Origin of the sequence: Halalkalibaculum sp. DA3122 (assembly GCF_043951865.1) — a bacterium.
GTDB lineage: Bacteria > Bacteroidota > Rhodothermia > Balneolales > Balneolaceae > JAMQKA01.
This window is the reverse complement of the sequence record NZ_JBINJF010000007.1, coordinates 19,643-46,639: the sequence shown is the minus strand read 5'-3', so window position 1 is coordinate 46,639 and position 26,997 is coordinate 19,643. Positions and strand designations below refer to the sequence as shown.

Here is a 26,997-nt window from a genome sequence, read left to right as displayed (position 1 = left end):
TTGAACAACCCCGCCATGAATCCTGATCATATTCCCTTGCTCAAAATGGCCCTCGAATATCTTGGTGACCACCCGCAGCCCTACGGGCGCTATGCCAAACGCATTAAATCACAACTCGCACTGATGCAGTCCTACGGGCGCCCGATTACGATACAGGATTGGACACGCATGGCCAAACTACTTTCCGAAGAAGCGATAAGCAGGGATATCGGAGCCGAACGCATTGCAAAAACGATATATCCCCTTGTGGATGGATTAGGGCAACACGCAACTACGCTCTGCTATATCCCTGCCCCTTTCGCTTGCCAACAGCTGCTGCGCTTTACCGGTATGAAGGTGAGCAATCAAATAAAGGCGCTCCTTACGGAAGTCATTATCGAACTGCAAAAACTAGTCACGTCCAACGGACCCAAATCTTAGTTAACCCCTATGCCAACCATTACCCAACAACCCGTTACGAGCCTTCGGGATAATATCTACAAGGAATTGGATACCGCAGGAATAACGACCATCACGCGCTCCCGTCAATTTGCAGGCGTGCTTATCAGCCTGGGCGACCTTGATCCAAAACTAGCGAAACGGCTCGGTGATGTCACAACCCGCAACCCCGAGCACGGCCTGCAACTTCTGCTTGACTATATCACCTACCGCTCTTGAGTAGCCACTATCCTCATATCACCCCTTCCCGTAACGCAGTCACTACCGACGGTTTAGTGATGAGCAATAAGGCGGCAGCACTTACCCTACAAGGTGATGCTGCCGCCCCTATTATTTCCCGCCGCCAAAAGTACCCTGGTATCGATGGCGTCCTCGAATTAGCTTCCAGGCTCGTAACCAAATATACCGGCCGGGATGATATCCGCAGCCTTGCTTTAAAAATCACTCGTAGGGTTCCCAGGAATATTAGCACCGGCCTTCCTGACCTACGAAATGTAGATCAGATTGCAGATTTTATCTACAAGTGGATGACTCGTAATATCAACTACGTTCGTGATCCCTGGAATGTTGAGCGCATTCAATCCCCGGATGTCACAATCAAGCAAAAGGCTGGAGATTGCGACGATCACGCAATCCTGTCGTCAGCCCTGCTACAAAGCCTAGGCATTCAAACCGGATTTCGGATTGTAAGCCGGACGGGACGAAACTACGATCATATCTACACCGTCTTTCGCTCCCCTGATGGATGGAAATCTTTTGATACGACTGTCGCCAAATATCCAGGATTCGCTTTTGACGAAACCCTCATCAAAAAATCCAAGCACCTGCCGAACCGGATGCCGGACGGATTAGGTATTGACCCGATTACCCTGACCGCTGCTGCAACGACAGCTCTGCAAACAGGCGTCACTATGAAAAGCATGTTTTCCAAATGGTTTGGCGCGAAGGATAAAGATGAGCGCATCCAGCGCGGGCAGTGGCGAGACTATCTGATGGCCCGAGGGGTCCGCTCGGATGTCATTTCGTTTTCCCAAAAGGATAACGCAGTCCTCCAGCAGTATGCTATGATTATCCAAGAACATGGCCAACCGGCCGTTGATTACCTGAATAGGTTCGGAAGCCTGGACAACAGCTTTCTGGCCAGCCAACAACAATCTCGAAACAAAAAATGGCTCCTGTACGGCGGACTCTCGGCCGGGCTTTTGACGCTTGGCGGTATCAGCTACTGGACCCTTAACCACTCCTGACCTTATGAGTAGTGCTTACTTACAACCTATAGCGATAACAAACGACGATGATCAGTTGATCATACCTAATAGCCTACGTAGTGGCTTAGACGGCTGGGAAGAAGATGATCCCTGCCGATATGCCAACCAGAGCTGTAAGGGAAAGATGTTCGGCAAGCTCAAAAGCTGTCGGCGCAAGCGCGAAAAATCGCAAGCCCTCTGCAAGGCCCACGAGCGCAAGCTGGCTGAAAAGAAGAAAATAGAGCAGGAAAAACAGCAACTCATGACTGCCCTACAGCACAACGTCACCGATACAGCTGCCAAACAAGAGACCGCAAGCACAGCCATGATTGCGGGGGCGGCTGTCGGAGGCGTGGCTATCCTTGGAGTAGCGATTATGCTCATCGCCAAAAAGAAAAAAGCCAAACCCCAACCTGCATAACTTACTGCATTATGAACAGCAGCTCTTTTGATCAAATCGATTTCTTGCAAACTACCCGACCGTTTAATTTTACCACCACCACTTTTCCTACTGCCCCTCCGGAGTCAAAGAAAACTAAGTTTGGCAGTATCCTCAATGACCTGTCCAGCTTTTTGACCACAGCGGCCGATACCGCCGTAACTGTGGACGGGGTTATCAATGGCAGAAAAAATAACTCCAGTGGCAGCGGCCTGACCCCCCAGCAACAAATGGCGCTCCTGCAAGCCCAAAAATCGAGCAGCCCCAATATGACGAGCATTCTGCTTATTGGCGGCGTCGTTGCCGTTGGGGGAGGACTCATGTACACCTTACTAAAAAAGAAATCGTAATATGATAGAAGCCACTTATCCCGCCCATCCGGTAGGAATTTCTCATTATCTCGATGGTCATATTCCCAACGGGCGCTACCCAAATCCCTCTCGGTCGGAGGAAAAGGTGTACCTGCAACCGACCATCCAGCTGCAGGAAGTCCCAAAAGGGGCAGAGGTTGAAGCCTCTGAAGACCAGTCGATCTGCCAGCGGCTCTCAGCCGCCCGACCCTCCGAAGAGCTCCGAAATTGGTTTGACCAACACAAGAAAACTCTGGGATGGATTGCCGGTGGATATCTTGCTTTTCGAATCTTAACCAGACGAAGATAACATGACCCAGACCCAATATGCATATAGCGACAACGGATTAGGATCCGCTGGCATTACAGGAAATATTATTAGCTCTGAGGCTGGCGAAGTTCGCATTATTGGCCGGTATCCCGAGCGCGGGGTGCCCAAAAACGGGGTTCCCTTCTCCGTTGATATCGAAATCGACCGGTACCGCAACTTCTGGAACTCGTTTCTACTTATAGTATGTCCTGATGCGGTCATTGCCGCTCTTGATCCGCAATCCCGAAAGGTACTGGCCATATCCCGAATCCTGACCAGCATGTGGGACGGCTGTCGCGGGCAAACCCGGCTGGTGTTCGGGCGATCTTTTCGTCCGGACCGTAATCACCCGGTCATCTTTGAGCTGCATCCCAGCAATGTCACCGAAGCCAATATATCCGAAGCCAAACCGCTTGCGGCCTCCAAGGTTATGACGCTGGATCTGGATATCGACCAAGGCCAACAGAGCGGGGTATATGCCCCGCCCACCGAGCCGTGGTATCAGATTAGCTTACCGAATCCGCAAAGCGCATTCAGCGGCGTCAACAGCACGCTCACTAAAGTATTATGGCTGGTTGGCATCGGAGCCGGAGCGTATTTCCTTGGCCCGCTTATCCCCGGCATGCGAGACAGCTTGAAAAACATAGCCAACCCTGACACCGGCCGGGAGGAACAGAAAAATGCGTGAGCTCATTGAAGGTCGTGATTATCAGATTGTGGACGACGGTATGGGCGGGCTAAACAGCTACCTGCGCCAAACCGGAAAAAATGCGTTTCGCAAAGCCATTAGCCTAGCCGACCGCGCCCTAAGCGGCAAGAAAGGAAAAGCCGCAACTACGGCTATCATCATGGCTGACCTTACAACCGATAAAGATGGGTTAAATACCGTCTACCACCAACATGCTGGGGTTATCAACCGGTACTTCGAATATGTGGACCTACAGGCTGTAAGTGATCTTATCGGTCTTGAAGAAACCGTTGCAAAAAGCAAATCCATGGCCACACTTAAACAGGCCGGCTTTCTTTCCATGGGCATCGCCATTGGAATAGCCGGTCTCACCTTCATAAACCGAAACCGATCTTCCCAATGACTCTCAAAATAGGTGACAAAGGGCCGCAGGTCATGCACCTGCAATCAGCACTCAAAGCCGCCGGTATGGACCTGCCCAAATATGGTGTCGACGGGATATTTGGCCCGGAGACCCAGCAGGCCGTCCGACAAGCCCAACAACAGTTTGGGCTCCCGACCAGCGGCATAGCCGGTCAGGAGCTACTACAAAAACTAGGCATTAATCCGAACGCCATAACCCAAAGGCCACCACAGGCATCGGTAAACCGGAAGGTATTGCTGTTTGGCAGCCTGACTATTATCGCCATTGGAATCGCAATTAAAACAATCAGACGACAGTAATATGGAATCAATGACTGCCCAGCAGCTTTCCAAGCTTAATATTAAAGGCATAAAAATAGCACAACCCTACGGGATACTTCTCGGTGAGCCCGAAAAGAATGCCGTCATTTTTATTTGGGGCGAAAAAGGAGCCGGTAAATCAACGATGAGTCTCGGACTGGCTGATGCCTTAGCCGAACACGGGCGCATCGAGTATATCCCCGCCGAAGAACATTTTGGCAAAACATTGGTTGACCGCGTCAAGCGCCTAGGAGCGACCCACCGGAACCTGAATTTCACCAAATGGAAATCCATTCAGGCGCTCAAAGAAATTCTGCTAAAGAACCGATCCTTCGCCTGTATTCTGGATTCGATTTCCGTGATCGATGCCAACGCCAAAGAAACCGTGGAGCTGGCCCAGTGGTGCCGAGAAAACGGGATCATGTTTGTTATGGTATCGCATGCCACTAAGGACGGACAGTACAAGGGTAATACCAGTATTGCCCACGAATGCGACATCGAAATAAAGGTTACCAAAGAAGGCGGAGCCGAAACCGAAAAAAACCGCTACCAGGAGCTGACCGCTATTGCCGTGCCCTTTACAGCCGCTGACCGAAACGTTTCCCGAAAAACTAAGCCAGCGAAACAAAAGGCTCCAGCCAACCGCGAAAATCCCGTGGACACCCCTTTTAAAATTACCCTCAAAGAATTAGACAAGCTCCACAAAATCCGCTCCTGGAAACGCATTAACTCCATGTTCGGCAGCAAGATGCCCTGCTATGCCCCGAAGCATTCCGGAGAATCCGAAAATGCCCATCTGTCGATCCGCTACACCGCCGACTACCCCAAAAAGCGATATGTCTTGGACCTGCTCCTCGATGGCCACCTGGAATACCAGGCCTGTACAGAAGGCAAAGGGGGCGGGCTCAAAGCGTGCTGGAAAAAGTTAGTCAGCAAATATGGCGATTTGGAAGTACGCATATTCAAACAAGATCATGCCAAGGTCGTTTTGGGCGCTAAAGAATATAAGCGACAGGAACGAGCGTTTGCTAAAAAGGACAAAAAATCTTTTGCAAATGAGGCGCCAGCGCCAAAGGCAAAACAGAAGCCTGCCGGCAAAGATAAACCGACCCCAGTCACCCAGCCCGCCGACACTTCTACTGGCGAAAAACCGGTAACGAGTGACACCGACCCGGCCGCAGAAACGCAGCAACCCATCGACATTGAAGCCGCCAAAGAAAGCCAGGACAAACTGGATGCCTTTTTAACCAAAATACTGGGCTAGCCCGATGCGAGACAATCCGACTGTTACTCCTTTTGACGAAATTACAACCGAGGATTACCCCGGTATTTTTGGCGATTTCGATGGAGACGGTATCCCCAACGCCGACGATCCCAACCCGCAGCTGGCCGGGGACACCGAAACTGTCGAAGAAACCAAGCTTACCGACGAAATCAAACAGCTGATCGACTTACGAGGGGACTACCAGCAGGCCCTCGATGAAGTGGTAGCAAAGCTCACCGACATGCAACCGGAAGCTATGATAAAAGGGCGCGTTAAATCTCCATATTCAGTTATCAATAAATTGCGTCGCAAGCGCATTAAAGGAGATATCAAGCAGGCTGGCGCTGGCGAACACTATATGCAAGGCCTGACCGATATGGCCGGATGCATGATCGTGTTGTCTGATCAAAAAGATCTGGATCAAGTGGTAAAACAAATTGGTTCAGGAGCAATCGGAGAAGCATTTGAACATGAAGACAAATACGCCAAGCCCGTTGGAGGATATCGCGCTCACCATTTTGTCGTGATGGCGGGTCCGACCCGAGATATTCCGGTCGAGATTCAGGTAAAAACCAAGCGTATGGCCCAAATCGCTGAAGCGGCTCACCAGCCTTATAAATCCAATACACTTAATACGAAACGCATGCAACAGCTAACCGATCTGGCCTGGAAAGCTGACCAGGGAAATAAGGAGGCCGCAAAGGAAATAGATGACCTTCTGGACAACTCCACAAAATTGAACCAACAGCTGACGAGTCGTAACAATCCTCCTAGCCAGTTGCAGGCACTCCAGGACTCCTTCACCGAAACGGTAAAGAAATTAGCACTGGCATTTTCATTAGACAAATTTCCAACCGAGCATCGCGAGCAGGCATTGGAACTGTTTCGCCAGCATGGAAATATTATTGGCGTCGACTTTGACCAAATTTTTGAAGGTGCCACAAGTGAGGACCTAACAACTAAAATTGAAGACAACCAATCATACCAAGCCTCTGAAGATCGTGCGGGAGAAGCCGAATATGGAAGCGATTTTTCAGACCTTTCGTTGAAAAACTATGATCCGATCAAATTAACGAAATCCGAGCGTCGCCGGGCCAACGAAGCAGCGCTGGCCGTCTTGGAAAAAGAAGATCGTGCTATCACCGAATCCGACCTGGACACCCTTCGCCGGTATACTGGAGCTGGTGGATTGGGGTACGGGGAGGATCGCACCGGCACCGAGCGCGGGCTACTCAACGAGCATTACACCTCCTACCCGTTGATACAGCTAATTTGGGATAAACTCCAGGCTATGGGTGTGGACAGTGGCAACATATTAGAGCCCGGCTCAGGCATTGGCAATTTTGCGGGATTTTTACCCAATTCCGGCAGCTATCGCATGCTGATGGTTGAGCGGTCTGCAGTGAGCGCTCGTATTGCTCGGCTCCTATACCCTAATCAGTTAGTTAAACATCAAAACTTTGCTGAGACCGACCTGTCACTATACAATCTTACCGGCGCCATAGGCAATGTCCCCTTTGGAGATATAAAAATTCATGCACAGCGCGATCCGCTGGCTCACCTAAATCCGCGCATCCATGACTACTTTATCTTGAAGTCTCTGGACGCTCTCCAACCGGGCGGTTTTATGGCGGTGATCACCTCGGTCGGCACGATGGACAAAAAAGATCCGGCCATCCGACAGGCCATGGTCCAGCGCGCCCGATTTGTGGGCGCCTACCGGCTCCCGTCCACGGCATTCAAAGACAATGCCGATACCCTTGTAACCACGGATCTGCTCCTGTTTCAGAAGTATCCCGACGCTAGAGGCGAAACCCATCCTGATGTCAGCAGTGAATTAAACCAGCTGTTTGCCTACCAGGATCTCGCGGTAAGTATCACCGAACACAAAGGCGAATCCTACGGGGCCTATTATAATCCGTATTACCAGAAATATCCCCAGCAGGTACTAGGCAAACATATTCAGGGACACGACATGCAGTTTTTAACCCGCATGGGCGTCAAAGGCCAAGTAGATGAGGCCACGGCCGGCAAGGTTCTTGGAGATGATCTTCGCTTCCCATATCCGCTTCCGGGGAAAATACCGTTCTACCGGATCCCCGATGAGGGCGTGCGGCTGGAGACAACCCGCGATTACCACGCCGGGAATATCATTTTCCATGATGAGAAATTCTACGAAAAACAGCGCCACTATTTCAACCCTATTACCGTGGGCGGCTCGGATAAAGCGGGCGAAGGACTTCGCGCCAAAATCAGCTCGTCCTGCCGGATGCTAGACAAATACGATGATTTCGTCACGGCACTAGCCCAAGAGAGCGAGCAAAAAGAGCCGCTCCGCGGAGAGTTTAAGGAGCTACTCGAAAGCCATATCAACAGCTACGGCATTCCCGACGAAGACGAAGACATTCGCCAGATATTCCGCTACGACAACCGGTTGTATAAACTCACGACCTTTGTTAAGCGTGATCCCATCAGCAGAGACCTGGTTTACGCTGATATCATCGATGCCGAATCAATGTTCAATCGCAACTACGTACCGGCAGTTTCCGACTCCGATGACCTGGCCGAAATTGCCATGTATGGCCGCTCCATTGGGGAAGAGCTCTCGCTGGATTTCTACCATTCCACCTACAAAGGGGGTACGGCCAGCCGGGCCGAGCTCACCGAAGCTATCGAGGACCATCCGGATTTCTTTTATAACCCTGAGTCCAATAACTACGAATTTCGTTACCAATACCTGGCCGGAAATGTTCGCCAGAAACTGCAAATAGCCGAAGACAATCAGCTGGAGAAAAATATCCAGGCCCTACAAGCGGTTCTTCCTGAGTGGATTGATGCCTACAGCATCACCGTCGATCCCCGCCACATTTTCACATACTTGCCCACGAAAGTGCTAACGGAGTGGATCAAAGATGAGCTGGGCTATCGGGACGTGCATATCGGACTTGTAAAAGACAAGGCCGACCTCGGCAACCGGTTCTATATGAAACTCCGCAAAGCGGGGCGGTATGTGGCCAGCGGTGAGGAAACCCAAGATGACTGGAACCAAGGTTGGGGACAGACGCCCTTCAGCAAAATCATCAACAACTATATTCAGGATTCAAGCTTTCCGCTGGTCTTCTATGATGAGGATGACAATGTCATACCCAATATGACTCTGAAATATGCCGAACAGAAAGGGCTTGTAGCTCTTATCGAGCGGTCCCGAGCCAAACAAAGGACCCATAATGACCAGATGCTCACGCGCGTGCCCCAAAAGTTCAATCAGTGGGTACGTACCAAAGCCTCCACGGAGATCCGCGAACTCATCGAACTGGCATATAACCACGAGTACAACGCTCATATCAACCCGCAATTCGATGGGAGTACTCTCCGAGTGCGCGGCATGTCCGACACCTTCTACGGGGTAAAGGATTTTGCGGTGTATAAACACAATCGCGCGGTGGCCGAAAAATTAGTTTGGAACGGACGCGGGGCCAACTGCCACGACGTGGGCGCCGGTAAGACGCTCTCGGCTATCATCACTTCCCAGGTTCTGTTGCAGCAGGGCGCCTGCCGAAAACCCATGTTTGTGGTGCCCGGTAAAGTCCAGGAAAAGTGGGTGGAGGAATATTCCATGCTATTCCCCGATGCGAAAATCCTCAACATGAAGATGGCAGGGAAAGACCGCCATAAGGAACTGACCATGGCCCAGCTTTACCACTGGGATGCGATATTTATCGCCGATCACGCTTTCAAGAGCCTCCCGCTATCTCCAGCGGTCCAGCAGCAAATGTACTCGGAGCGCGTCCAGTATTTCGATCAAATGATCGAAAATTTCGACGAACTCATCGAAGAAGATGATGCCCTTAGCTCAACGGCCAAAAAGTCGATGGTGACGCGGCTGGAGAAGATGAAAGAGGAGTGGGAGGCGAAGCTCCGCAATGTAGCCAGTGCCAAACGCCTGGATACCGATATCTTTTTTGATGAGCTCGGGGTGGATGCCCTGTTCTTTGATGAAGCCCACTTCTACAAAAATGCTCTGGGGAGCGCGAAAGCGGCCAAGCTGGGTATTGCAGCCAACAAACCATCCCAACGAGCCGAGGACGCGCTTCAAAAAACGAAGTGGCTGTTTTCAAAAGTGGACTACCGGAACGTGTTTGTCCTGACTGCTACGCCGGTGGTAAATTCCCCGGTGGAGGTGTGGCACATGCTCAACCTCTGCGCCCCGGATCTGCTCGAAAAATACCAGATTGCCAACTTGGACAACTTTATCAATCAGTTTGTCCGCGAGGAAGAAAAGATCGTCAAAAAGACCAACGGCGAATACCGAACCGAGCGCGTAGTAGCCGGATATTACAACCTGCCTGAAATGCGTGCCATCATTGATGAAGTCATGGACATCAAAAGCTATGATCAGCTGGTGGGATTCTACGAGAAATTTCCGGACTACCTCCGGGATAAATCAGGCGAAATTGTAACCGATAACCAAGGCAACCCCCAAGCTTTAAAACCGAAATTCAAGCGCCCCGAAGCCGAAACCAAACAGCAGGTTATCGAGCCCAGTGAAATTCACAAGCTGCTCTTTGACGATATTATTCTCCGGGCCGATAACATTCTGGACTGCATGCGCCAGCGCGGATGCCAGACCAAAGACAATTTCCTGGTCATCACCGGCGACGGAAGTAAAATAGCTACGGATCTTCGCGTCTATGACAGCAGCTTCACAGGCGTAGATGGTAAGTTCCTGAAGCTGGGCGCCTTGGTAGATAACGTTGCCGAAAGTTATGCTACACGCGCAAATCCAACTCCAAGCAGGATACCCGATAGCATTTATGGCGATTATTTTTCCAAAGTAACATCTGACCCTGCTAGGGAAAACCCGAATCCATACCATGGCCAGTCCCGCCACAAACTTATCAAGGAGCTAAAATCCCTTGGATACTTCAAAGAGGTGGCCGGTGAAATCGAGGCCACCGAAGGCGACCTTCACGAAGTCCCCGTTGGGAAGCAGTTCTTGCTGAACAAGATCGAAAAACAGCGGAAAAAACACTCCGACGGGTCGGACTCGATGGAAGAAACCTTCGACCGAGCGGTAATGATTGTCGAAGCCCTGTACAGTAGGCGCGTAAATCCAGCCGCTCCTACCTTCCGCAACCAAATCATCTTCTGCGACTGGATCTCCGTGGAAGGCCAAAAAGGCGGGAGCTACCATCAGCTAATAAAAGAGGAGCTGGCCGAAACCGGGATCCCCAGGGGAGAAATTGCCATCATTAACGGCTCTATTATTGGCACCGGCCCGAAAGGTGACGACTATTTTGTCTCTTCGTCCGACGATAAGGAAGCCCTCAAAAAGCAGGTGCAGGATGATTTCAACCTGGGCAAGTACCGTGTGCTGATCGGAAACCAATCCATCGCCGAAGGGATGAACTTGCAAAAATGGACGACCGACCTGCATCACATGGACGTACCCTATACCCCTTCGCAAATTCAGCAGCGCAACGGCCGCGGGCTCCGGCAAGGAAACCAACACGGAAAAGTGAACATCCACTTTTACCTAATGAAGGATTCCTTCGATCAGTACCGCCTGGAGCTGGTCAGCAAAAAACAAAGCTGGATTGACGAACTGTTCTTTGGAGATGGCCGAGAAACCTCTGCCGACTCCGAGGGAGAGTCCCTGGAATACGAGCAAATGGTGGCCGCTACCAACTCCGACCCACGGGTCAAAGAATTTTTCCAGTCCAAAGCCCAAACCAAGGTGCTGAAAGCCCGCATCGATTCCTTGCTCAGCGAAACCCAACGTCTGGAGTCATCTCTGGCGCAAGCAAGCGGGGATGTAACAAAACGCTCCGAGCGTATGGGATCTGCTATTGCCCGTGAGCAATCCCTTTTGGATTCGGAGCTTCCAGCCTCGGGGGCCGAGGCTTTGGAGCAAGGACTTATCCGCATAGGATGGCTGGATTACAGCGGAGAAATCGGCACCATCGAAAATAACCTCTCCACGGACGGCAAACGCATCCCACGGTTCCGCCACGAACTGACCTTGGAAGTACCGAAAAATAATGCCAACGGGCGGGTACTGTTTAATCTTATCCCTGACCCCAACGCTCCCAGCCGAAGCTTCTACAACAAGATCAAATGGAGCTCCATCAAACAGATGGCCGGTGACCAGCTGAATGAAGAATTTGGTTGGAGCATGGACGAGCCGGTGCAATCGGGCCGAAGCCTGGCGGGTAATAAAGGTAATATCATTGCCGATGAAGCAGATTTTTACGCTCATTACGAGGTAGATATCGAAGCCGAAAAACAGGCTACAAATCCAGACGGGACGGAAGTAACCTTTGATCACATAAAACAAAAGCTGGGCATGTACAAAACCGAGCGCTGGCTGCCCATCATTAAACACAAGCTAGCGGGTCTCTTCTTAGCCCTCGAAAAAGGATGGCAACAGTCCGCTCAGGTCCGTATCGAGCAGATCACCGCCGAGCTGGACCGTTCGAAGAAAACACTGAAGGAACTAGAGATTACCCACGAGCAAACCCGAACCGAGCTTGCCCGGGCCCAAGACAACCTGAAATCCAACCAAGAAACGGTCACCCGCCTGCAAGATGTAGTCAACGAGCTGGTCAAAACCAAATTCACTGACCGCACGGAGCTCTATGAAGAACTCAATCGCATAGCGCCCACCTATGGAATAAAAGGGACTGTTCGCGTGCGTGAAGTTGGTATTTATCGCGACACGCCAGAGCCTGACGATATCCGTCCCAACAGATCAGCACCCGGAAAGAACAGGGCGCTTCCCAAACCGCTCAAAACCTTATACGAGGAACCCTTGGCGTATGCTGGAACCGTGGGCGAACTAGAATTCATCGACACCAAAGGGTTCATGCAGCGCATTCTTTCAGAGAATCAGGATCTGGCGATGATCATCGACGCCGAGGGAACCACGCTGTTCGCCTTCCCGACCACCCGCATGAAATTAATTAAAGGAGCCTTTGACAACGACCAAGCCGAGCAGATGTACCAGGAGTTCCATCATTTTCCAGCCGACGGCTATGACTACGAACTGTTTCCACCTGGTGAAGCTGAGCTGGTTTCCATCGGCCACGCTGAGCGCATCATGTACGGCAGCGACAAGGTGATATACCCCGGCGACAAGAAAGGTGAGAACCACCAGTACTATCACTACTTCGACGGGGGCAAGCGCCCGATCTTCCAATACGGAGATGTGTATATCATAACCAACTTAAATATCGACGGACGAGGAATTCTCAACTAATCCCTTAATACCATTCCCATGACCCAACGAATATTTGCAAAAAATCCAACCCACTTGGATATAATCGAAAACCCAACAACCCCAAAAACTGCAACTATGGCAAAACAACTAACAACCGAAAAAGCTGTCAGCGAATTCAAGCAGCAGCTTATCACTGCCGGATATATTGTGGGCGGCCAGGCAATTGGTGCACAGCTTAACGGGCTGGCCGTTCCCGCTATTCTTGGCGGAAGCTCGCCTACCGTTCAGCAAGCGGCCCGCGTTGGCCTGCCCCTTACGCTCGGCATGGTCTTCACCATGTTTACCAAGAACGCCCACCTTCGCGGCCTGGCCATGGGCCTCGGCGTACAAGGCGTGATGGAGCTGATCAAGTTCGTCATGCCCGACTGGACGCCCTCTCAAGGCCTGATGGAAGGCAGCGAATACCTGTGGGATGACCAGGACATTCCCGCAACAGCCGCGCCTGCGGCCTCGCTTCCCCAGCAAACCGGCCACGTATCCCAAATCGAAAACATCATTGAGGAAACCGTGGAGGTATAACCCCCTCTTTTACTCATAGCTCTCACTGCCCAGAGACTGCTTACGGGAATAAGCTAAATGGCCAACTGGCCCAACTAAAATCTCTTTAACACTACAAGCTATGAGCAACCAAATTACTAAAAAAGCAATTGTACCCGCCAGCGCCCGCATCAAAACCTATTTTGACACTCAGAAGGTGGAACAAAATGGGGCGGTCCTAAACTTTTTCCCGCCCAACTCCACGCGGCAAATCACCCGGAACAACTACGTGGGCAATCCCTTCCCGGGCGAGCTTAAGCGACGAATCCTCGCGCTTTCCTTCGAGGTGACCAAGCAGTTCATCGAGGACGATGAAGCCAACGGCATTGATGCGCGTGGCATTGTCAACTCCCTGAAGGATGCCGGCGTTATTTTGCAGGCTGACAATGACAACAAAGAATTTTTGCGGGTGCCCATCTCCAAGCACTCCAACTTCTCCGGCACAGGTATGCATATGGTAGCGGGTACGGCCAATACCGTAGATGCTCCTGTGGTCTTCAAGCGCATTGCTTCCCTGAAATCCGCTGACGAGTATCGCCTGGCCGATCCGTTCGATCTGGCGGTTAACCAAACCTTATCGCTATCGGTTCACTTTGATGATGCTTCGGTGTTCCCAAGTGATGCGGGCTGGACCACATCCGGCCAAGGCCTGTTGTACCTGCGCGCAAGTATTGTCGTCGCCGAAATGAAGCCCGAAAAATAACCTCCCTAACCGGCAGCGGCCCGTGGCCGTTGCCGGTTATTCAATATTGCTCTAATCCTATAACGTATCAGCGATGAAGATTGTAAAGAATTTTATTCCACCAACCGAGTCCAGCCCCTTCAATCCTGCCAAATCGGTTGATCTTCCGGCGGGAGCAAGTGGGCAAATTATCATGAACGGGATGGGCGGGGAAAGTTTCGGGGTTCGCCGTATTCTCCCTTATGCTCCCAACATGGACAAGGTGCTGGTATCAGCACGACTGAATGAAGACCTGTACCTATTTCGAGACCTACAGCTTGCCGTCGTCCACCGGCTTTTTCAACGCATCGAGGGCCTGCTTGCTCCGTTTATCATTCAGAAAAGCAACAGCCTCGTCTTTGAGCTTACCAATACGCATAACACGCCCCAAACAGTCAATATCCAGCTTGTCGGCTACGATCATTACAGCCTAACCAAACTGATAAACATCTACTCCGAAATTGGCAGTCCGATGCCCCAACCGCGCTTTCTCTACGGGCAAGCCGCATTGGCACCGGGTGCAGTCAATATCGATATGGGCGTAAAAGCCAAAAGCATCGACGTGGAAGCCCGACGCCTGGCAATGACCAGCGACCGGCCGGGCGATATCACCGCCAGCCTGAAAGTCTATAATACGACTATCCGCAACGAGGTTTATTTGGAGCAGATTAACGACGAATTCGGCCAGTTCTATGCTAACGTCCCCTTTATCATTGGCTCTAATATGCCATTTCAGGTGTATGGGTCCAACAGAGGCCCCTCGCAGGCCAACGTAAGTTTCCTCTGTGAAGCATACGCTGTCCAGCAAGCTGATAGCAAACCACTGGAGGTATAACCGATGTGGAACGCCTTAATCGCATCCCTCTGCGAGCTGACCCAAAAACTGGATAGCCTGCTACTTGAACTTCACGGGAATAATATCTCTGTCGGCCAACAGGGAGGCAGGCGAATTGGAACCTCTATTTCTCCGGTATTAAAACAATCCACCAATCCCGTAAAGTTGGTGAACCCAAACCCGATGCGTCTTGGCGTCATCATCCATAATAGTAGCGATGGAGAATTTATGATTGCCCTGGATGAGAACCGTATTGACGGGCGCTATTATACCTTCAAACTCAAGCCCGGCGAAACGCTCCATATGGACGAGCGCCAGTTCAAAGAACTTTACAAAGGCGGCATGATGGGGCTATGGGATGAGGACTCTGGAGCCTTAGATACCTCAAAAGCCCTCGTAACCGAAATCTTCTGGAGCGCCTGACATGAGTGAAATTACCGGCAAAGAGTTCAGCGAAGGGTTTAAAATGCGGGTGGTAAGTGGCATGCTGGTTGATGGGTCTATCCAGGTCTCGTGGGCTACCGGCAAAAAAGCCTCCTCCCAAATGGACTGGGGCTTGGATCCGGAAAATCTGGCTACGACTCCTGAATATCATCGCGAACCAGCGGAGATGGTGCGCTACCATACGCTTTATTTCCCCATCACCTACCTGGATGCCCGACACTATTTTCGAGTTCGATCCAAGACCGCCGGTGGGCAAGTCGGCCAATCCCGCATTTACTCCGTCATTACACCCGACGATGTCCAACAGACTACTCAGTCTCCGACTGGCCAGGTCATCTTAGAGCTGCGACCTATTGACGAGCAAGAAGGGTATCTAGCTTGTACCCCAGTGACGGACATCCGGGCGGACCACCAGCCGGAAGTGACCTCGCAATCCATCACAAGTGGACTATCAACAGACAACAACCTGTCGGAGCTGACGGGAGCCACCAGCAGCAATGCCACCACCAACCCCATTACCATTATCACCTGACCCTATGAATACCATTAGTCAAACCCTCTCCATCGGTACCCCCAAATCAGGGCTGGATCTGTTTTGCAACGTGAGCATCGACGGGCAGCACCTGTTTCGGATGCACTGCGAGTCGTTCGTAGGTAACCTTCTGCGCGATGTCCACGGGATGATGCACGGCGGGAAAACGGATCGGCTGATTAGTCCCGGCGACGATTACGTTCAGGATGGAAAAATTACCTCCCTGCATATTGTCGACGGGGCGCTGGAAATCTATAGCCAGTACTATCTGGAATATATATTCAGCGGTATGCACGGAGTCAATCCTAACGGCGAAAAACCGGTGTGGGTGCATATCTGGGGATGCAGTTCGGTTCCGCAGATCAATGGAACTTGGGAGGTCGAAAGTACCTACGGCGACTATTATATCCGTCTGAAGGACGCGCCAACTAATTTTGACCCAGCGATTTACGTAGCCGACCAGGCGCAAGTCATTGCCAAGCACTATCATCCCATTACGACTACCGAAAGCTACTGCCCACCTTTTCGCGTTATTTTACCCACCATTGGGCAAGGCAGCCGCCCCGTAAGCATATCTGATGTGGGCCTGCACAATCCCATTGACGCGTTGCTAGCTCGGGGAGCGCGCTCGGTTTCCGGCGTGATTACAGACCAACAAAAAAGTGTCTTCACCGTTTCGGCCCCGTTCACTAACGGATCCGGGGGTGACTTGGCTATCACAGAGATGGGACTGATGACCCACATCAACGTCAACCGCCATGAAATCAACACCATTGCCACCCTCTATGCCCGTGACGTACTGCCCGCGGCCCTGAACCTTCCAAATGGTAAAACACTGACGTTGGACTACGAGTGCCGTTTTGAGCTTGAAAACTTCAACCAAGACACGGATCTCAACGGTTCCAACGGTGGGTTTACCGCTGAATTTGTGGGCGCCCTCCGGCGACAAGCGGTCGAAAACACCAATACCAACTGGCGGGACCTGATGTGTATCGGCGGTGGCGGCACTTCGATGACCTCTCTGGAGCGCCGGGCGTCCGAAGTAAATAAAGGATGGCATCTGGGTCTTCGGTTGGGCCAAAGCAACAAATTTGTCTCTATGACAGACGCTGACCTATCTCCCGATGCCACACAAGAGACTCCTTATAACCTCGGAGGTATCACCCATGGCAGCGGAGACGGGCAGCTCATCCATCACGGAATGCTCATTGACGACCAGGTGACGATTGATGAGGTCAATAATGAAGCGCACTTCAACCTGGCGCGCGTGTTTGAAAACAGGGGCACTACCGACATCACCATAAAGGAGGTAGGTATTTACGCCAACCGTGGGGATGACTATGACGAATGGATTCCAAAACTGGTAGCTCGCCGGGCCCTGGCGCCTGCCGACCAATTTACCATCATGGCCGGACAGATGCGCAAGGTCAACTATAAGATCAAAATGGTTGTCTAATGGCCAGCTCACTTTCATTGTCAACCGAACTTACCTACGCGCGGATTCGTGGCCTGATGCCCTATTTCACAGAAGCATCAAAAAGGTATGGCCTGCCCCTGGTATTGCTTTTGGCAGTGGCTTCCCGCGAGAGCCGGATGGGGCTAGCTCTTTCGGCCGATGGCACCGGTGATCACGGTAATGGGATAGGCATCATGCAGATTGACCGGCGATATCATCCCGGATTTACTGAGAATCACAGCCCCTTTGATCACCAGGCTAACATTGATTATGGCGCCGAGTATCTGGCGAAACTTCTTCAAGAGTTTAACGGAAATACCGCCTGGGCCGTAGCAGCCTATAACGCTGGCCCAAACAAAGTGCGTACCGCCACTTATGCGGGACTACCACCGGATGCGGTCACCACCGGACGGGACTACAGCCGTGATGTCCTGCAGCGAAAACAGCTTATCAGCCAGCTGCTAGGCTTCTCCAAAGCCGTTAGCCTGTCGGCGTACCTGCTGCCATTAAGTGTAGTGGCCCTTCTTACCTATAACTATATCAACCCACAGAAATTATGACCACGGATTCCCATTATATCGATACCGACGAGACCTATCCGGAGGGATTAGGACGCCTACCCGCTATCCGACACCAAAGGCTACGCCCCGCTACCCAAATCAGTACACCCCTCAGAACCGTTTCTGGGTCCCGAAGATCCTCTCCGAACCCTAGAGTAACCCCCATTATGAAGAGGCCAGTCCTGGATCCGGTCATTGAACATCGTAGCCCTATTCCGGCCCCTCGGCGTATCACGGTAAAACTGGCCAAAAAACCACCTGTCACTAGGAACGTGAAGACCCGGACCAAACAGAAATCAACCGCAAAAACATCTTCTCAAAAGAAGAAAAGGGCAACGAAATCTAAATCGTCGGTGCAAAGTAGCTCACCAAGTCCCAACGGCGGTTTTTTAGAAGGGGCCATAAATATAGGTGGCATGGAAATTAAGAAAACACACGCCGCAGCTGGTGGGGCAACTATATCCGGCCTGTTGCTCTGGAAACTTCTCTTTTAACTCAATTCAACGATAACCAACTCATTACAACTCCATCATGGAACATACATTACATTACTCCGACCAGCCATGTGGTTGCGGCTGCACAGATCACTCATTAGCGAATGGCTCCGAGTACCTGCAAAGCGACTGCGGATGCCACTCGGGCCTGGGCGAATCCGGCCAAGACGAAACCAACAGTGAGACCCAGAAAGACCTCATCAAGGAAGCCAAAAAGTACATTAACAGCGAAATACCAACGCCTGTAAAAGTAGTTGCCGGTTTAGGTATCGTTGGCCTGTTGCTTGTAGCCACAAGAGGTAAAAAATAATGAATACTCAAGATTATAACGCGCTGCTGGATAGCTACGGCAACCACTTCTCTATCGGAGAGCTCGAAATCCAAGGTCCTGGAACGATCAAACACATGGACATCGGATTTCTGCGTTCGTTTTTAGCTTGGCGCCGATGGCACGGCCTACCGACCCTTATCAGCTCCGCCTGGCGAAAAGGGGACCAAAAATCCCACGGCCACGGGTTTGCTTTTGATGTGTTGCTTTTTGACCAGTGGCTTTCCAGTCAAGTTTTAGAACTACAACATTGGTTACTTGCAACCACTTGGGGATTTAACGGCGTAGGCTTGTACTTTGATTGGAGCTACACCAACAAAGCAGGTAACAAAGTACCGGCTATCGGTTTGCACGTGGACGGATGGGCAGGGAACGGCCATTCCCAGCGTCCGCTGCGTTGGCTGCGAATTGACGGTCAGTACTATTACCAATCACTTGCCAGTGGACACTTTTATTGTAAAACAAACAAGCAATCCATAACGCTGGACGAGACGATAAGGAGGTACGGGCCATGAATAATCCACAAACCAATGGCTTTTTTCAAAAGTATAAGGAGCTGATCGTCACTACGATCATCTGCCTGTTTCTGACCGGCATCTACGATTCGATCAATAATCAAACTGCTGAGATCAAAAAGTGGTACCAGCTGATGATTGGCATCAATGAGAAAGTGAAAGTGCAGGCTGACAATCTCCACAGATTGGAAAAAAGCTTAGAAACGCATGTCCAGCATGCGGATGAACGTTTCAAAGATCATAATGATCGAATTCGCTCTATTGAATTCAAAACCATTCCCAGCCAACTCCACCGGTATAAATCTAAAATTAAGGAGGACACCTCCAATGCTGAAGATACTAAAACCAATTATTAAGGCTGTTCCCACCCTAATCAGTCTTTTCAAAAGCAAAACCCCTGAAAAGGGAAAGGGAATCGTAAAAAGTGGCATAGCCAGCCTCACTATTTCTGGACTCCTGTCAACCGGCAGGTTATCTGCATCTGGAATTGATACAACCCTTTTGCTCATCCTCTCCATCCTAGAGATCATAGGATATCTCTATGGTATGATTGCCATTTCATCGGGGGCCTCACAGACCAATCCTGTAGATGATCTACTCCAAGGGAAAGGGGACGGGTTATCCGACCAACAGGCTAAGAATTTAGGTCGAAATTGGCTGAAGCAAATGCAGAAGAATCAGGAATACAGGATTCCCGGAAACTCCTTGTTTGATGAGGATTACTCCGATCTCAAAATTCAAGCCGTAGATATTTCCCAATACAAACCCCATAAATCAAAGAAAAAACGATGACTACATTTCTATCCTTCATTTTCACAACCCTATTAGTTTTCTTAAGCACTGATTGGCTTTCAGGCCTGATGGCTCCAAATAACTTGGCCGAAATTGGCGTGGTTATCTTGGGGATGATAGCCTTGTCGGCCTCGGTTCAAATCCGAATCCTATATGAAAAAGCCCAAGAAATTCTTCGCTTGTACGTCCAGTATACGAATCCCAACAGCGAAGAGGGCAAGAAACTTTCTCCTCAAGAAAAGGAGCGACTATTGGATCTTTTTCTACATGAGCTGCGGACTGTAATTGATCAGTACGGCGGGAGAATGCTGATTCGTATTGGTGGATTTATCAAATCACTACTTACAAGACTCTTTTAAAGATATCTTGATATAACAAACGGAAAAGTAGATATTTTGCAGCGCCCACCTTAGGGCGTCTCTCTTGATGAATAGTCAGGGCCTCACAACTGATACTTGTGAGGCCTTATATATTTACAGTTCTTGCATTTAAATGAAGCCTACTATAATTCATATTTTTTTAACAAGAGAAGACTTATTTGATAGCCATATCTCATAATATCAAAACCTTGAAACTGGACTAAAAGAGATTAACCTAATTTTTTAAAAATCACTTAGAATGAAACCCATTCCCAGCTTTCATATTTGTTGTTACAAATGATGTAACATGAATCTTAAAAATCAGTGTTTCTGATTTATATAACGTAATATCGTCATGTCTTCGGAACAGGCCAGTCAGACAATCCAGTGGCAATACTTGCAATAGGGGGTGCTTAGAATAGGATTACGGTAGTTATTTTGTTCTTTGGCTTTTACTCAGTCAGACTCACTTGCAGAAGTTGTACAACTGACCTTGACACATTACTGTAAGCGCCCGTAGCTCAATTGGATAGAGCGTCAGATTTCGGATCTGAAAGTTGTGGGTTCGAGTCCTACCGGGCGTACTTCATAGCAGTGCCTGCCTACAATGGGCAGGCACTGCTTATTTTATGACTACTCTTTTCGAACAAATTTTTTTCGGAAAATCGCCACTCGTGCTATGCTGATGTAACGTATGATGGTACATGAAATGGCACCAAGGAATGTTTGTCTTTAAACGACTATTCCACAGATAGACTGGCTACGACCTAGATCTTAAGGATTCGGCAGATCAGAAAGATTAATACGATCATAAGCCCCACTTTTGGCATCTTCTGGATGTGGCTCTAAGCCGATAATCGTTATTTGTTTCCGATTAGGACCATAGACCCAAAACAGGCGGTAGGCATGCTTCCCCTGCCCGAGATATGATTGAAAGACCTTCTGACCATACCTTCGAGTTAAATCATCGATTTCGTGCGTCTGTAGTCCCCGGTGCCTAGGATCAGCGGCTAAAAACTGAATGGCTTTACCAAATTTTTTAAATAATTCTTTCTCATCCCCGCTTAACTGGTTTTTCTTTTTACGGGTCTTTAAATCGTCCCAAAACTCCTTCATTTCCGGGACGCCCATCAAGATTTCAAACATATGGTGCGATTACTCCTCAAGCAGCCTTTCGAGTTCTTCCATGTCCACCGGCTCTGATACCTTACCTTCCTCAAGGTTCTTCATCGCCTTGTCCATCATCTCTAACGTACGCTTGGAAACCTCATCAGGGTGGATCAACTCTCGGGGACTTAGTTTAACAGATCCATCTTCAAATTCCGTGACATGGTAGTACTCTGTACGGGCTCCTCGTATAGTTAATCGTTTTTTAGAGTCGAGTTTGGCATCGTACTCCTTTTTCTTTTCTGTAGCATTCATAACTAACTGTCTATTTTTTCTTCCATTGCATTCCAGGGGATAAATACATCCCATGGTGGGATTTCCCACAATATACGTCATGTAACTCTTTTAATACAAGTTTTATTGCTCATCATGGTAGTCTTATCGACATAACAGGAAAATTATAAGCTTGTGTCAAGCGATCTACTACATATATCACCTTATAATAATGGATTTATGTAGTCAGATTAATACTAATATGGCTATACGTTGAACCATTTTACTCAAGAGCCTAAATTAGCATTGATTGACATAAGTATATATTATGCTACCTAGGTTTTAAATTTTATAATGAATGAAGCTCCCTCTAAAGATTACATTGAAAAGACAAATTTGGTGTAAATAAAACACATTGAGGTATCGGTAGAGTGATAGACCGTTTAAAATCTTTTATGAGCTATAAACTAAGTCAGGGGTAAGTTTGAGTATACAGCCTCTTATCAAACATTTGACTAACTATTTTCCTTTCGAGAATGAAGAGACAAAGTTAGTGGAAGAACGAACAACAAAGCGTAGGATAAAGCGCAGGCAAATGATCCTGCAGGAAGGCTTTCCCTGCAAGCATTTTTCCTTTGTTGTGAAAGGTTGTTTTCGTATGTATGCGATTAATGAAAATGGGACAGAACATAATCTACAGTTTGCTGCAGAAAATGAATGGATAGCCGATGTAGATAGCTTTTATTCTGATAAACCGAGCAAACTATTTATTGAAGCAATCGAGCCTTCAACCATCATCCAAATAGAAAAACAGGATCTTTATTTTCTATTTCGGTCAATTCCAAAGCTTAATCGAGTTTTCAAAATAACTATTGAGAATAAGTTTGTTGAGCTGCAAAACCGCGTGTTAAATAACATTAGCTCTAACGCACAGCAGCGATATGTCAATTTTATAGAACAGTATCCCAATCTTGCCTCCCGACTGCCGAATACCCAAATCGCCTCCTATTTGGGGATCACACCGGAGTTTTTGAGCAAAATTCGCAGTGAGTTGGCCGAACAGTAACTTGCGATTCTTAAACTATCTTAAGGGTATTTCTTAAGATAGTTTATTTGTATAGCTCAGTATCTGTGGTACCATTATTGCACCTTGATTTTAGTATACAAGGCAAATTTGCATGTCAAGGGTAGTCAAACAGATAATTTTTCCCACAGTCAGTTATGAAACAAATAATACTCACCTTTCTGAGTTTTTTGTGTATCACTGTTACGAATACATACGCTCAATCAATTGGGTTTAATGAAGATAGTGTAGAAGCGGTAAATGTATTTTCATCCATTGAAAATATACTGGGCAAAAAAGCGATAAAAGTCATAAAAAACTCTGCCATCAAGAAGTATGATGAACCAACCTTTGTAAAGGTAAACGATGTGGATTTTCAAGACGGCACCATCCAGGTCAAGGTACTAAGCAGGCTTACGGATGATGCTCCTGATTTTGCCCGTGGTTTTATTGGAATAGCGTTTCGAATTAATCAGGACAATTCAGAATTCGAAAGCATCTACTTGCGCCCGACCAATGCACGATCAGACGATCAATTACGACGAAATCATTCCATTCAATATTTCTCCTATCCAGACTACAAATTTGACCGTCTGAGAGATGAAGACCCCGGAAAATATGAGTCGTATGCCGACATGGAGTTGAATAAATGGATTCAAATGAAAGTTGTCGTAAAAGGAGAAAAGGCAGAGCTCTATTTAAATGATAAAGATCAACCCTCACTGGTTGTGGATGATTTAAAACACGGAAATAATGCCTCCGGTGCTATTGGCTTGTGGGTTGATGTAGGGACTGAAGGATACTTTACCGATCTGGAGGTTAAATCCAATTAACTCTAATACAGCACATTGTAAATGAAACTATCACTAGTAATAAACAAGGAGTAACTTATGTCAAAGAAGATCGCAATTATCGGAAACGGAAACGTTGGAAGTGCCCTGCAGAAGGGGGCAGAAAAGGCAGAATACGAGGTTCGCACCGCAGGATCTGACCCAAAGGATGTCCGTGCCGCAGGCGCCTGGGGCGACATCATTATCCTCGCCATCCCGGCATCGGCTCGCAAGGACGCCATCAAGAACCTCGGTGACATCAAGGGCAAGATACTTGTCGACCCAACGAACCTGCTCAACGAGGACTGGAGCTATGCGGGCGATCTCAAGAAAAGCGGCGCCGAGCAGGTCCAAGAGTGGACACCAAACACACATGTCGTGAAGGCGTTTAACACGGTATTCGCGCAGAATATGACCACCGGGAAAGTCAAAGGCGAAGCCTTGAGCCTTCTCGTAGCCGGAGATGACGCGGATGCGAAGACAAAGATAATGGAGCTCGGCAAAGCGATCGGCTTCGAGTCTGTAGACGTTGGCGCACTCTCGAATGCGCGCTACCTTGAGGCGCTTGGTTTCCTCAACATCCAACTGGGGTATGGTCCCACCAATTACGGTACGGACCTCGGATTCAAGATCATCGGACTCAAAAAGAAAGGAGGTACGTTATGAGCTCGACTATCACTGCTGCTGTCGCTCGAAAAACTAAGGCCCCACTCACCATTGAGAAGCTACATCTTGATGAAATCTGCCCCAACGAGGTACGTGTTCGCATGGTGGCTGTAGGCGTCTGCCACACGGACGCCATTGTGCGAGACGGTGTCTATCCTACGCCATTGCCCGCCGTGCTCGGCCACGAGGGAGCCGGTGTCGTCGTGAAGGTCGGCTCTGCTGTGAAGACGGTGAAGCCTGGTGACCACGTCATTATGTCCGCGGCTTACTGCACCCACTGCAAACAATGCCGCACCGGGAATGTTGCGTACTGCGAGAACCTCTTAGCCGAAGATTTTGGGGGGCGACGCACCAGTGACGGCACCACCTCACTCAAGACCCCGGAAGGCGAGGAGGTTTCCTCGCACTTTTTTGGCCAGTCTTCTTTCGCGACGCATGCAAATGTCGTTGAGAGTGCTCTCATTCCTGTGCCGGCGGACGTGCCACTTGAAAAGGTTGCGTTTTTCGGGTGTGGCATGCAAACCGGGGCAGGCTCGATACTTAATGAACTACGCCCGCGGGCAGGTTCGTCCGTAGCGGTATCGGGGATAGGTGCCGTAGGGCTCGCAGCCGTTATGGCTGCACGCGCTGCCGGGGCTACGACAATCGTCGCGATCGACCTAAATGACTCTCGCCTGGAACTCGCCAAAGAAGTTGGAGCCACGCATACGATCAACGCGAGTTCGGCCGATACCCTCAAGGAGTTGCTGCGTATTACGGAAGAGAAAGGGGTCAACTACATACTGGATACGACTGCCATTCCACAGGTCTTGAAGAATCTTGCGAAAGCGTTAAGCATCCGTGGCACACTAGCACTCGTTGGCGCTGCTAGTCCGGGCACTGAGGCGCCGTTTGAGATCGGCGAATCGCTCGTTCGAGGCTGGACATTCAAAACCATCGTTCAGGGCAGCTCGGTTCCGCAGGATTTTATTCCTCGTCTCGTCAGCCTCTGGCAGCAGGGGCGATTCCCCGCCGATAAGCTGACAAAGACTTACAAGCTTGATGAGATCAACAAGGCGTTTGAGGACTCGGCATCTGGTGTGACCGTAAAACCGGTGATCGTCTTCTGAAGATGAAGTGCCGGGCCCGCTTGGTCAACAGCACCTTGGCACCGTCCCGCTATCGCTAACAGAACCGTGTAAGATGAGGCTGAACAGGACTCTGCACAGGATGGTCGCCCTGGCGTCCGCAAGTGCGCCAGGGTGTTATCTTGCTCATCGAAATCGCTAAATAACTAAATATTTATTGAATGAGTTTAAAGAACTGGTCCATTCTTGGTTCTCTGTTAAGAAGTTCACGATTTATGAATAAAACTGGATATAAGAACCCAAAAACATTTCAAATCCTTGGCATCCGATAATAGATATGAAAACATTTAAAGAAATTTCAACGCAGGCGCTTTTTGAGACAAATCGACAATCGGATGATTCAATCATCATTGATTCACGGCCCATTGCTGCTTATAACGGGTGGCCTCTCCAGGGAGAGCAGCGAGGCGGACATATTCCTGGCGCGAAAAGTATCCCTTTACAGTGGACGCATTATATGGACTGGATTGAAGTACTTGAAGAGAAGAATATTACGAAAGAACGGCCTCTGATCATCTATGGATATAATCGAGAAGACAGCATCCATATGGCGGAAAAACTGGTTGATCTGGGGTTCCACGATCTTGCAATCTATTCCCATTTTGTGGAAGAGTGGTCAGCCAATCCAAATCTACCCTTGCATAAGCTTCCAAAATTCAAACATCTTGTGTATCCCGAATGGGTAAATAAACTCATCCATAATGGGCAGCCTCCTCTTTATGAAAATGAAGATTATGTTATCTGCCATTCCCATTATGATTATATAGAAGATTATCACAATGGCCATATTCCGGGTGCTATTCCGGTGGATACCAACAGTTTGGAATCGACGGAAACTTGGAATCGGCGCCCAGCGGAAGAGCTACGTAAAACGCTCCAGGATCTGGGCATTCGTTATGATACAACCGTAGTTATTTACGGACGGTTTTCATCACCGGTATTTGATGGCAATCCTTTCCCCGGAAAAAGTGCAGGGCATCTTGGTGCTCTCCGATCTGCAGCCATTATGCTTTACGCCGGGGTAAAAGATATCAGGATTTTGAATGGGGGCCTTACTAGTTGGAAAACGGAAGGCTATGAGCTTTCAAATACTCCTAGTGAGCCTACTCCGGTTCATGATTTTGGAATCGATATTCCGGCCCATCCTGAATACATGATCGACACCCCATCGGCAAAACAACTATTGACTTCAGACAAAGGAGAACTCGTTAGCATTCGAAGCTGGGAAGAGTTTATCGGCAACCGCAGCGGCTACCACTATATCGACCAGAAAGGACGAATTCCGGGTGCCATATTCGGAAATTGTGGAAGTGACGCCTATCATATGGAAAATTACCGCAACTTTGACCACACCATGAGGGAGTACCAGGAAATTGAGACGACGTGGAAAGAAGTCGGCATCACACCCGACAAACAGCTTGCCTTTTATTGTGGTACCGGATGGCGGGGAAGCGAGGCTTTTTGGAATGCGTGGCTAATGGGGTGGCCCAATATCTCGGTATACGATGGAGGCTGGTTTGAATGGTGTGCGGATCCTGACAATCCTGTTGAAACTGGGATTCCAGAGTCAGCGCAAGATATTCGTTCGGTTAATACTAACTATCAAATAAACATTTAAGA

At 49.3% G+C, this 26,997-nt stretch carries 30 protein-coding genes and 1 tRNA gene; 29 read left to right on the top strand and 2 right to left on the bottom strand.

Annotation, left to right across the window (positions count from 1 at the left end):
- Window positions 1-15 precede the first annotated feature (15 nt).
- From ACG2F4_RS06710 to ACG2F4_RS06595, 24 genes are all read left to right on the top strand, one after another.
- On the top strand, window positions 16-420 hold the full coding sequence (locus tag ACG2F4_RS06710; RefSeq protein WP_395259449.1) for a hypothetical protein: 405 nt from the start codon (window positions 16-18) through the stop codon (window positions 418-420).
- Between the two features lie 9 nt (window positions 421-429).
- Window positions 430-657, top strand: a complete 228-nt coding sequence (locus ACG2F4_RS06705; protein WP_310681598.1) for a hypothetical protein — start codon at window positions 430-432, stop codon at window positions 655-657.
- 59 nt (window positions 658-716) lie between these two features.
- Window positions 717-1,685 (top strand): transglutaminase family protein, encoded by a 969-nt coding sequence (locus ACG2F4_RS06700; protein WP_395259448.1) that lies wholly within the window; start codon window positions 717-719, stop codon window positions 1,683-1,685.
- Window positions 1,686-1,689: 4 nt separating this feature from the next.
- Window positions 1,690-2,106: a hypothetical protein gene (locus ACG2F4_RS06695; protein ID WP_395259447.1), complete on the top strand. Its 417-nt coding sequence runs from the start codon at window positions 1,690-1,692 to the stop codon at window positions 2,104-2,106.
- A gap of 11 nt (window positions 2,107-2,117) precedes the next feature.
- Window positions 2,118-2,474: a hypothetical protein gene (locus ACG2F4_RS06690; protein ID WP_395259446.1), complete on the top strand. Its 357-nt coding sequence runs from the start codon at window positions 2,118-2,120 to the stop codon at window positions 2,472-2,474.
- 1 nt (window position 2,475) lies between these two features.
- Window positions 2,476-2,784 carry a hypothetical protein gene (locus ACG2F4_RS06685; protein WP_395259445.1) on the top strand — a complete coding sequence of 103 codons (309 nt, stop codon included), beginning with the start codon at window positions 2,476-2,478 and terminating at the stop codon, window positions 2,782-2,784.
- 1 nt (window position 2,785) lies between these two features.
- The gene (locus ACG2F4_RS06680; protein WP_395259444.1) at window positions 2,786-3,472 is read left to right on the top strand and encodes a hypothetical protein; all 687 of its coding nucleotides are present in this window, start codon (window positions 2,786-2,788) and stop codon (window positions 3,470-3,472) included.
- Window positions 3,465-3,875 (top strand): hypothetical protein, encoded by a 411-nt coding sequence (locus ACG2F4_RS06675; RefSeq protein WP_395259443.1) that lies wholly within the window; start codon window positions 3,465-3,467, stop codon window positions 3,873-3,875. The genes ACG2F4_RS06680 and ACG2F4_RS06675 overlap by 8 nt, the downstream gene beginning before the upstream one ends.
- Window positions 3,872-4,195 carry a peptidoglycan-binding protein gene (locus ACG2F4_RS06670; RefSeq protein WP_395259442.1) on the top strand — a complete coding sequence of 108 codons (324 nt, stop codon included), beginning with the start codon at window positions 3,872-3,874 and terminating at the stop codon, window positions 4,193-4,195. The genes ACG2F4_RS06675 and ACG2F4_RS06670 overlap by 4 nt, the downstream gene beginning before the upstream one ends.
- 1 nt (window position 4,196) lies before the next feature.
- Window positions 4,197-5,459: a hypothetical protein gene (locus tag ACG2F4_RS06665; protein ID WP_395259441.1), complete on the top strand. Its 1,263-nt coding sequence runs from the start codon at window positions 4,197-4,199 to the stop codon at window positions 5,457-5,459.
- Between the two features lie 4 nt (window positions 5,460-5,463).
- Window positions 5,464-12,717 carry a helicase-related protein gene (locus ACG2F4_RS06660; RefSeq protein ID WP_395259440.1) on the top strand — a complete coding sequence of 2,418 codons (7,254 nt, stop codon included), beginning with the start codon at window positions 5,464-5,466 and terminating at the stop codon, window positions 12,715-12,717.
- A gap of 96 nt (window positions 12,718-12,813) precedes the next feature.
- Entirely contained in the window at window positions 12,814-13,257 is a 444-nt protein-coding gene (locus ACG2F4_RS06655; protein WP_395259439.1) for a hypothetical protein, read from the top strand.
- Between the two features lie 100 nt (window positions 13,258-13,357).
- Window positions 13,358-13,978, top strand: coding sequence for a hypothetical protein (locus ACG2F4_RS06650; RefSeq protein WP_395259438.1), 621 nt, complete (start codon window positions 13,358-13,360; stop codon window positions 13,976-13,978).
- A gap of 73 nt (window positions 13,979-14,051) precedes the next feature.
- The gene (locus ACG2F4_RS06645; protein ID WP_395259437.1) at window positions 14,052-14,831 is read left to right on the top strand and encodes a hypothetical protein; all 780 of its coding nucleotides are present in this window, start codon (window positions 14,052-14,054) and stop codon (window positions 14,829-14,831) included.
- 3 nt (window positions 14,832-14,834) lie between these two features.
- Complete coding sequence (locus ACG2F4_RS06640; RefSeq protein WP_395259436.1) at window positions 14,835-15,254, top strand: hypothetical protein; 420 nt, start codon at window positions 14,835-14,837, stop codon at window positions 15,252-15,254.
- Window position 15,255: 1 nt separating this feature from the next.
- The gene (locus ACG2F4_RS06635; protein ID WP_395259435.1) at window positions 15,256-15,807 is read left to right on the top strand and encodes a hypothetical protein; all 552 of its coding nucleotides are present in this window, start codon (window positions 15,256-15,258) and stop codon (window positions 15,805-15,807) included.
- Window positions 15,808-15,811: 4 nt separating this feature from the next.
- Window positions 15,812-17,263: a hypothetical protein gene (locus ACG2F4_RS06630; RefSeq protein WP_395259434.1), complete on the top strand. Its 1,452-nt coding sequence runs from the start codon at window positions 15,812-15,814 to the stop codon at window positions 17,261-17,263.
- Window positions 17,263-17,823: a transglycosylase SLT domain-containing protein gene (locus ACG2F4_RS06625; protein ID WP_395259433.1), complete on the top strand. Its 561-nt coding sequence runs from the start codon at window positions 17,263-17,265 to the stop codon at window positions 17,821-17,823. The genes ACG2F4_RS06630 and ACG2F4_RS06625 overlap by 1 nt, the downstream gene beginning before the upstream one ends.
- A gap of 531 nt (window positions 17,824-18,354) precedes the next feature.
- Window positions 18,355-18,627, top strand: coding sequence for a hypothetical protein (locus tag ACG2F4_RS06620; protein ID WP_395259432.1), 273 nt, complete (start codon window positions 18,355-18,357; stop codon window positions 18,625-18,627).
- Window positions 18,627-19,160 carry a hypothetical protein gene (locus tag ACG2F4_RS06615; protein WP_395259431.1) on the top strand — a complete coding sequence of 178 codons (534 nt, stop codon included), beginning with the start codon at window positions 18,627-18,629 and terminating at the stop codon, window positions 19,158-19,160. Before ACG2F4_RS06620 ends, ACG2F4_RS06615 begins: the two co-directional genes overlap by 1 nt.
- Window positions 19,157-19,516: a hypothetical protein gene (locus ACG2F4_RS06610; protein WP_395259430.1), complete on the top strand. Its 360-nt coding sequence runs from the start codon at window positions 19,157-19,159 to the stop codon at window positions 19,514-19,516. The genes ACG2F4_RS06615 and ACG2F4_RS06610 overlap by 4 nt, the downstream gene beginning before the upstream one ends.
- A complete protein-coding gene (locus ACG2F4_RS06605) occupies window positions 19,488-19,952 on the top strand; it encodes a hypothetical protein (protein ID WP_395259429.1) in 465 nt (154 codons plus the stop codon). Before ACG2F4_RS06610 ends, ACG2F4_RS06605 begins: the two co-directional genes overlap by 29 nt.
- Complete coding sequence (locus ACG2F4_RS06600) at window positions 19,949-20,311, top strand: hypothetical protein (RefSeq protein ID WP_395259428.1); 363 nt, start codon at window positions 19,949-19,951, stop codon at window positions 20,309-20,311. The genes ACG2F4_RS06605 and ACG2F4_RS06600 overlap by 4 nt, the downstream gene beginning before the upstream one ends.
- A 510-nt stretch (window positions 20,312-20,821) precedes the next feature.
- A tRNA-Arg gene (locus ACG2F4_RS06595) sits at window positions 20,822-20,895 on the top strand.
- Between the two features lie 190 nt (window positions 20,896-21,085).
- Here the strand turns inward: ACG2F4_RS06595 and ACG2F4_RS06590 are convergent.
- Window positions 21,086-21,457, bottom strand: a complete 372-nt coding sequence (locus tag ACG2F4_RS06590; RefSeq protein ID WP_395259427.1) for a hypothetical protein — start codon at window positions 21,455-21,457, stop codon at window positions 21,086-21,088.
- 9 nt (window positions 21,458-21,466) lie between these two features.
- On the bottom strand, window positions 21,467-21,814 hold the full coding sequence (locus tag ACG2F4_RS06585) for a hypothetical protein (RefSeq protein WP_395259426.1): 348 nt from the start codon (window positions 21,812-21,814) through the stop codon (window positions 21,467-21,469).
- Between the two features lie 430 nt (window positions 21,815-22,244).
- On the opposite strand from ACG2F4_RS06585, the gene ACG2F4_RS06580 reads away from it, so the two are divergent.
- The 5 genes from ACG2F4_RS06580 to ACG2F4_RS06560 all read left to right on the top strand — a co-directional run bounded on the left by ACG2F4_RS06580 (window position 22,245) and on the right by ACG2F4_RS06560 (window position 26,995).
- Window positions 22,245-22,757, top strand: coding sequence for a Crp/Fnr family transcriptional regulator (locus ACG2F4_RS06580; protein WP_395259425.1), 513 nt, complete (start codon window positions 22,245-22,247; stop codon window positions 22,755-22,757).
- A 155-nt stretch (window positions 22,758-22,912) separates the two neighbouring features.
- A complete protein-coding gene (locus ACG2F4_RS06575; protein WP_395259424.1) occupies window positions 22,913-23,587 on the top strand; it encodes a hypothetical protein in 675 nt (224 codons plus the stop codon).
- A gap of 57 nt (window positions 23,588-23,644) precedes the next feature.
- Complete coding sequence (locus ACG2F4_RS06570) at window positions 23,645-24,250, top strand: NADPH-dependent F420 reductase (protein WP_395259423.1); 606 nt, start codon at window positions 23,645-23,647, stop codon at window positions 24,248-24,250.
- Complete coding sequence (locus ACG2F4_RS06565; RefSeq protein WP_395259422.1) at window positions 24,247-25,359, top strand: NAD(P)-dependent alcohol dehydrogenase; 1,113 nt, start codon at window positions 24,247-24,249, stop codon at window positions 25,357-25,359. The genes ACG2F4_RS06570 and ACG2F4_RS06565 overlap by 4 nt, the downstream gene beginning before the upstream one ends.
- A gap of 295 nt (window positions 25,360-25,654) precedes the next feature.
- Window positions 25,655-26,995, top strand: a complete 1,341-nt coding sequence (locus ACG2F4_RS06560) for a sulfurtransferase (protein WP_395259421.1) — start codon at window positions 25,655-25,657, stop codon at window positions 26,993-26,995.
- Window positions 26,996-26,997: the final 2 nt, after the last annotated feature.

What these genes read in the sequence shown, in the direction of transcription:
- ACG2F4_RS06710 (WP_395259449.1), top strand. Translation starts at nt 16, where the DNA reads ATGAATCCTGATCATATTCCCTTGCTCAAAATGGCCCTCGAATATCTT.
- ACG2F4_RS06705 (WP_310681598.1), top strand. Translation starts at nt 430, where the DNA reads ATGCCAACCATTACCCAACAACCCGTTACGAGCCTTCGGGATAATATC.
- ACG2F4_RS06700 (WP_395259448.1), top strand. Translation starts at nt 717, where the DNA reads ATGAGCAATAAGGCGGCAGCACTTACCCTACAAGGTGATGCTGCCGCC.
- ACG2F4_RS06695 (WP_395259447.1), top strand. Translation starts at nt 1,690, where the DNA reads ATGAGTAGTGCTTACTTACAACCTATAGCGATAACAAACGACGATGAT.
- ACG2F4_RS06690 (WP_395259446.1), top strand. Translation starts at nt 2,118, where the DNA reads ATGAACAGCAGCTCTTTTGATCAAATCGATTTCTTGCAAACTACCCGA.
- ACG2F4_RS06685 (WP_395259445.1), top strand. Translation starts at nt 2,476, where the DNA reads ATGATAGAAGCCACTTATCCCGCCCATCCGGTAGGAATTTCTCATTAT.
- ACG2F4_RS06680 (WP_395259444.1), top strand. Translation starts at nt 2,786, where the DNA reads ATGACCCAGACCCAATATGCATATAGCGACAACGGATTAGGATCCGCT.
- ACG2F4_RS06675 (WP_395259443.1), top strand. Translation starts at nt 3,465, where the DNA reads ATGCGTGAGCTCATTGAAGGTCGTGATTATCAGATTGTGGACGACGGT.
- ACG2F4_RS06670 (WP_395259442.1), top strand. Translation starts at nt 3,872, where the DNA reads ATGACTCTCAAAATAGGTGACAAAGGGCCGCAGGTCATGCACCTGCAA.
- ACG2F4_RS06665 (WP_395259441.1), top strand. Translation starts at nt 4,197, where the DNA reads ATGGAATCAATGACTGCCCAGCAGCTTTCCAAGCTTAATATTAAAGGC.
- ACG2F4_RS06660 (WP_395259440.1), top strand. Translation starts at nt 5,464, where the DNA reads ATGCGAGACAATCCGACTGTTACTCCTTTTGACGAAATTACAACCGAG.
- ACG2F4_RS06655 (WP_395259439.1), top strand. Translation starts at nt 12,814, where the DNA reads ATGGCAAAACAACTAACAACCGAAAAAGCTGTCAGCGAATTCAAGCAG.
- ACG2F4_RS06650 (WP_395259438.1), top strand. Translation starts at nt 13,358, where the DNA reads ATGAGCAACCAAATTACTAAAAAAGCAATTGTACCCGCCAGCGCCCGC.
- ACG2F4_RS06645 (WP_395259437.1), top strand. Translation starts at nt 14,052, where the DNA reads ATGAAGATTGTAAAGAATTTTATTCCACCAACCGAGTCCAGCCCCTTC.
- ACG2F4_RS06640 (WP_395259436.1), top strand. Translation starts at nt 14,835, where the DNA reads ATGTGGAACGCCTTAATCGCATCCCTCTGCGAGCTGACCCAAAAACTG.
- ACG2F4_RS06635 (WP_395259435.1), top strand. Translation starts at nt 15,256, where the DNA reads ATGAGTGAAATTACCGGCAAAGAGTTCAGCGAAGGGTTTAAAATGCGG.
- ACG2F4_RS06630 (WP_395259434.1), top strand. Translation starts at nt 15,812, where the DNA reads ATGAATACCATTAGTCAAACCCTCTCCATCGGTACCCCCAAATCAGGG.
- ACG2F4_RS06625 (WP_395259433.1), top strand. Translation starts at nt 17,263, where the DNA reads ATGGCCAGCTCACTTTCATTGTCAACCGAACTTACCTACGCGCGGATT.
- ACG2F4_RS06620 (WP_395259432.1), top strand. Translation starts at nt 18,355, where the DNA reads ATGGAACATACATTACATTACTCCGACCAGCCATGTGGTTGCGGCTGC.
- ACG2F4_RS06615 (WP_395259431.1), top strand. Translation starts at nt 18,627, where the DNA reads ATGAATACTCAAGATTATAACGCGCTGCTGGATAGCTACGGCAACCAC.
- ACG2F4_RS06610 (WP_395259430.1), top strand. Translation starts at nt 19,157, where the DNA reads ATGAATAATCCACAAACCAATGGCTTTTTTCAAAAGTATAAGGAGCTG.
- ACG2F4_RS06605 (WP_395259429.1), top strand. Translation starts at nt 19,488, where the DNA reads ATGCTGAAGATACTAAAACCAATTATTAAGGCTGTTCCCACCCTAATC.
- ACG2F4_RS06600 (WP_395259428.1), top strand. Translation starts at nt 19,949, where the DNA reads ATGACTACATTTCTATCCTTCATTTTCACAACCCTATTAGTTTTCTTA.
- ACG2F4_RS06590 (WP_395259427.1), bottom strand. Translation starts at nt 21,457, where the DNA reads ATGTTTGAAATCTTGATGGGCGTCCCGGAAATGAAGGAGTTTTGGGAC.
- ACG2F4_RS06585 (WP_395259426.1), bottom strand. Translation starts at nt 21,814, where the DNA reads ATGACGTATATTGTGGGAAATCCCACCATGGGATGTATTTATCCCCTG.
- ACG2F4_RS06575 (WP_395259424.1), top strand. Translation starts at nt 22,913, where the DNA reads ATGAAACAAATAATACTCACCTTTCTGAGTTTTTTGTGTATCACTGTT.
- ACG2F4_RS06570 (WP_395259423.1), top strand. Translation starts at nt 23,645, where the DNA reads ATGTCAAAGAAGATCGCAATTATCGGAAACGGAAACGTTGGAAGTGCC.
- ACG2F4_RS06565 (WP_395259422.1), top strand. Translation starts at nt 24,247, where the DNA reads ATGAGCTCGACTATCACTGCTGCTGTCGCTCGAAAAACTAAGGCCCCA.
- ACG2F4_RS06560 (WP_395259421.1), top strand. Translation starts at nt 25,655, where the DNA reads ATGAAAACATTTAAAGAAATTTCAACGCAGGCGCTTTTTGAGACAAAT.